Source organism: Alishewanella sp. HH-ZS (assembly GCF_001704375.1).
Taxonomy (GTDB): Bacteria; Pseudomonadota; Gammaproteobacteria; order Enterobacterales; family Alteromonadaceae; genus Alishewanella; species Alishewanella aestuarii.
In genome coordinates, this window is record NZ_LZEJ01000080.1 from 1 (window position 1) to 2,574 (window position 2,574).

2 protein-coding genes are annotated in these 2,574 nt (G+C 46.0%); both read left to right on the top strand.

The annotated features are described in order from the left end of the window. Positions 1–14: 14 nt before the first annotated feature. On the top strand, positions 15–1,472 hold the full coding sequence (gene gmtY, locus A9165_RS16280) for a gamma-mobile-trio recombinase GmtY (RefSeq protein WP_065956663.1): 1,458 nt from the start codon (positions 15–17) through the stop codon (positions 1,470–1,472). Beyond that, positions 1,472–2,574: integrase family protein (locus tag A9165_RS16285; protein WP_176714633.1), on the top strand; the 1,103-nt coding region annotated here is incomplete at its 3' end. The genes gmtY and A9165_RS16285, both read left to right, overlap by 1 nt.

Below are 2,574 nucleotides of genomic sequence, written 5' to 3' on the forward strand. Positions count from 1 at the left end.
TAAAGGAATGAACCTTGTCATCGGTTAAAGTCAAAGCAACTATCGTAGAAGATAATACTGGCATTAAAAGTCAGCTCCCCATCTTGATCACCGAACAAGGTGAAGTTGGTTCAGTTACCGATTACTTGCTAAAGATGGAAGCTGATGGTGCTAGTAATGCTTTAATGAATGGTTTTATACAAGCCACTTCTTTGCTCTTGGATTACATGGAAGCCAACAAAGGATTATTTGAAGATCCTAAAATGCTATTCCAAACCTTTGCTAAGCGTCTTTACACAGGCACCATCGGTGAAGATGGTTTAGATCCCTCTGGCTTGTACTGGGTGCCAAGCTCAACTGATAACGTCAATAAACATATTCATCGATTAACGGCATTTACTGATTGGCTGGCTAACAAGCATGGCGCAGAGCCAATGAACCCTTTGCGAGATGCCACACCTCATGAGCAACGCTTGAATTATGCGGCATGGTATCGAAAAAACCAAAATGACTTCCTTGGACATATTGAAGATAAAACTGTTAACAAAACCATCCGTAAAGCTCGCACAATGAAAGGACGCACTCCATTGACGAAAGCCGAAGACGATGCTTTAGCATTCCCAGATAAGCATTGGGAATCATTCTATAAAGATGGTATTGGCGGAGCAAAAGATCCACGAGTTGCGCTGAGAGATAAGCTTATGCTGCTCTTGATGCACGGTGGCGGTTTGCGTGAAAGTGAAGCTATTATGCTCTGGGTGACTGATGTACTTGAAGATCCGTATGACCCTGAAAAAGCGATAGTTCGAATTTACAACGAAGTCGATGGTAAAGCACCCGAAGGTTGGCGTAGTCGCTCAGGGACAAAAACCAGAGAAGCCTATTTACAAGAAAAATACGCTCGTATACCACGCAAACGAATGAAAGGCACGGCATACGTTGGCTGGAAAACAAGAGTTGTAGACCATCGAGATAACTACATACAAGTTCAGTGGTTTCCAGCGGATTATGGCAAGGTTTTCATGTCACTGTGGAAGAGCTACCAAAAATATCGAGCCAGTATTGACTGCCATCACCCCTATGCGTTCATTTCATTCCATCACAGCGCCCTTGGAAACCCATACACTTTGAATGCGTTTCACCAAAGCTATGCGGCGGGATTAAGGCGCATTGGCTTAGAGCCAAACAAATCGGAAGGGTTAGACCCGCACGGTCATCGTCATAGCTATGGCAGACGCTTAGAGCGTTCAGGACTCAACCCGTTGGTGATACGACGATGTATGCACCATAAATCACTGGAGTCTCAAGTTCCCTACACAGGTAAAGGGCAGCAGGAAATTTCCGATGAACTCAACAAGGCCACGCTACAACTCGCAAATCCTGAGTCCAAAGTCAAAGCGCTCGACTGGAAAGAGTTGGTCGAGCATGGTTTTGACGACATTGACCCGCAAGGGTATTTCACAGGTAAGCACCCCAAATTGCGAGGTAAATAATGGCTAGAACTAAAGGCAGAAAAAATGACGGACGTGCATCGGACTTAACGTTTAAATGGATGCTCACCACCCTTGGCCCTGAGTGGGAGCAATGGCAGGAATTAGCCGCTGAGTGGATGGCGATACAACATACGGGGATTGACGGCAAGCGTAAAGCGTTGAGCCGTTTTTTTGAGTCCTACCTGGTAGAGTGCGCTCCCTATGCAACTGATATTGGTCTGTTTTTCAAGGGCTACAATGGCCATATCTGCTCCGCTGAAGAACTAGAAGCTACTGTGAGAAAAACTATTAACGACCCCGACACAGTATCAAAATCTATCAACCACCCCTGTGACTTCATTAATTACGTCATTGAGCATCATCTATCTGAAGGAGATGATAGCGGCAACTTAATACCACTGGTTCGCAATCCGCTGAGCAAAATTAAGAAGCAATCCTCACACACTGAAACCGTGCGTAACCCACTTCCGTATCGTTACATCCAAGGCCTGCGCCAAATTCTGTGTCCATTGCCAGATAAAGCAGAACTGACGGTGATTGAGCAAAACCTACCACAAGGCGAGTCGTTACTGCCTAGCTATCACTACCGCCATTTCAAGCATTGGACATGGGCACAAGAGCAAACAGGACAACGCAATCAGAGTGGCGATTGGTTTGAAGTTGAGCCTGACTTGATTGATAAAACCGACCCCGATTGCGTGTGGCGCACCAAAGAAGTGACTAGAAATGGTAAAAGAATCACCCTCCACCAAATCTGGTCACCTGTCAGAGCGATGGTCATTTTCATGAAATTGCATCTGCCGCTGCGCACCTATCAGGTGTCCATGTTAGACAGCGGTGAAGCGGATACGTGGCGCTATGAGCAAGGTCAGTGGAAGCTCAATGACAAGCATGACTTTGCGCTCGGTAGCGAAAAGCGTCCTTTTGGTAAAGGCATCTTTCGCCGTATCCATGACACCATGACAGGGCAATATTCCACAGGCTTGTATATCAACACCAACAAAACCGCCGACCAGAATAAAGATGAACTAGAACGCGGCTACATCATCCCTTGGCAGAATGAGGAAGTATTATATTGGCTGGAAAAACTGCGTAACTGGCA